Annotated in this window: 1 protein-coding gene and 1 pseudogene; both read left to right on the top strand. The window is 39.7% G+C overall.

Translation table 11 applies throughout. From position 1 onward, the window contains the following. Positions 1 to 159 precede the first annotated feature (159 nt). Entirely contained in the window at positions 160 to 1,623 is a 1,464-nt protein-coding gene (gene pilV, locus E1171_RS02360) for a shufflon system plasmid conjugative transfer pilus tip adhesin PilV (RefSeq protein ID WP_155203701.1), read from the top strand. A gap of 87 nt (positions 1,624 to 1,710) precedes the next feature. After that, positions 1,711 to 2,105, top strand: a pseudogene (locus tag E1171_RS02355) (hypothetical protein); the annotation flags it as partial.

Genomic DNA, 2,105 nt, shown 5'->3' with positions numbered 1-2,105 from the left:
ACACACCTGCTAACTGATTGCTAACAATCCCCCTAACCAATATCACCCCCCCAAACTAACCCCAAACCAACCGCTTATTTTTTCATTCAAATAATCTTTTCTCCAATTTTAATCTAAAGTAATCCGAGGAAAAAATTAGAAACCAAGTAAAAAAACGTTATGAAAAACATTAAAACAATCAAATTCAGAAAAGCAAAGAAGACCTTCGTAGGCTTAGTTTTAGGGGCCGCAGGACTAATGGGACTTAGCCAGGAATCCCAGGCGCAAAGAGTTCAATCTAAAATTAACGGTGGCATATTCAGTCATAACTATGATCTTTACAATATCAATTCAGATTATTCTAATCATGATGCTGGTATAAGATTGAACAGCAATGATAATGGTTACTTCTTGTGGCAAAGGTATAATGACTTAAAATTTAGAATATCCTATGGTGGAGCTGGAGCAAGTGGAAATATTGACAATGATCTGTTTGTACTGGATTACTATGGCAACTTAGGTGTACGTGGTGCTATCTCAAACATGAATGGAGGAAATTTGACCTTCAGTTCACAGCTCTATTTGAACAATGGGGTGCAAAGCAAAGAGTGGTTTAGGGTAGAGGGCAACAGAGGTTATTATTTCCAGACTTATGGCGGAGGATTCTACATGACAGACAATACCTGGATCCGTACGTACGGAAACAAAAACTTTTACCACAATACCGGTATCATGAGAACAGACGGTTCATTCCATGTAGGGGGGAGCGGCTCTCGTTTCTTAGTAGAAACTGACGGTGATGTAGGTATCGGTGTGACAGCACCTGAGGCAAATCTTGATGTGAGAAAAAACACCATCAAGTTTGCAACTGCCGACAACAAGGCACATACCTGGCTCCCTTTTACCAATGGAGAGGTATACATTACAGGTAATGCGGACGGCAGTGGTGACGGATCCATCCACTTTAGGACCTATGGTTCAAATACGTATAGCGAAAAAATGGTAATCAAAGGGGATGGTAATGTAGGGATTGGAACAACTACCGCCTCAATAGACCTGGCCATTGGTGACAGTGATACTGGCTTACAGCAACAAGGTGATGGCAAACTGGCTATTTATACCAATAATACAGAGCGTATACGCATAGATAATGCGGGACATGTGGGAATCGGTACGTCAAGCACAGTAATCGATTTGGCTATTGGGGATAGCGATACGGGTTTACAACAACAAGGAGATGGCAAGCTGGCCATTTACACCAACAATGCTGAACGTTTACGAGTCGACAATGCGGGTAATGTAGGCATTGGTAAAACTATACCTTCGGAAAAACTTGATGTGGCAGGAAACATTAAGGCAGATGGTGTCATTCTCAATGTAGGCTCATTCCCTGACTATGTATTCGAGGAAGAATATAAGTTAATGCCTTTAAGCGAAGTTGAAGCCCATATTGAAGAATACAAAAGACTACCTAAAATGCCTTCCGAAAAAGAAATTTTGCAAAAGGGAATGAATGCCGGACTGGTAAATGTATTGCTTGTAGAGAAAGTGGAAGAACTCACCTTGCATACTATACAGCAGGAAAAAGAAATCAAGGCACTAAAAACTGCTTTAGCAGAAGTACTTCAAAGAATGGAAAGGTAACAAGCAATCGGGCTTAATACTATGACAATTAGGAATTGCCAAACCGATTAAGATTACCCTATGGTTTAACCATAAATTTTTAAAACTATGAAAGATTCAACCTTGAAAGTAACCTTTACTTTTTTAATGCTGATTGTCACCTGGACTTATTCTGAGGTTATGGGTCAAATTACGGATGATGGTAATAATAATAATTACTTCTCCCCTGATAGACCAACAGGTAGTTATGGAAAACTAAACACTCTTGTGGGAAATGACGCCCCCATTAGGCATGATGGTGGAAATTCAAATTCCTTTTTTGGGGCCCATATTGGTCTATGGAAACGCTTTTCTAGCTATAATACCCTTATTGGGGCTGAGGTCGCAGGGGCAAGTGCTAATAATGTTGAAAATATAAACAGTGTCCATAATACCTTTTTGGGTTCAAAAAGTGGTTACAATGTAAAAGGTAGCTATAATACCTTTTTAGGTTCTCATAGTGG

The organism is Xanthovirga aplysinae, assembly GCF_009711365.1.
In the GTDB taxonomy this organism is placed as follows: domain Bacteria; phylum Bacteroidota; class Bacteroidia; order Cytophagales; family Cyclobacteriaceae; genus Xanthovirga; species Xanthovirga aplysinae.
Note: the sequence above shows the minus strand (reverse complement) of the source record. Positions and strands in the feature narration are given on the sequence as shown.

Coding starts and splice junctions, on each gene's coding strand:
- pilV (WP_155203701.1), top strand. CDS start 160: ATGAAAAACATTAAAACAATCAAATTCAGAAAAGCAAAGAAGACCTTC.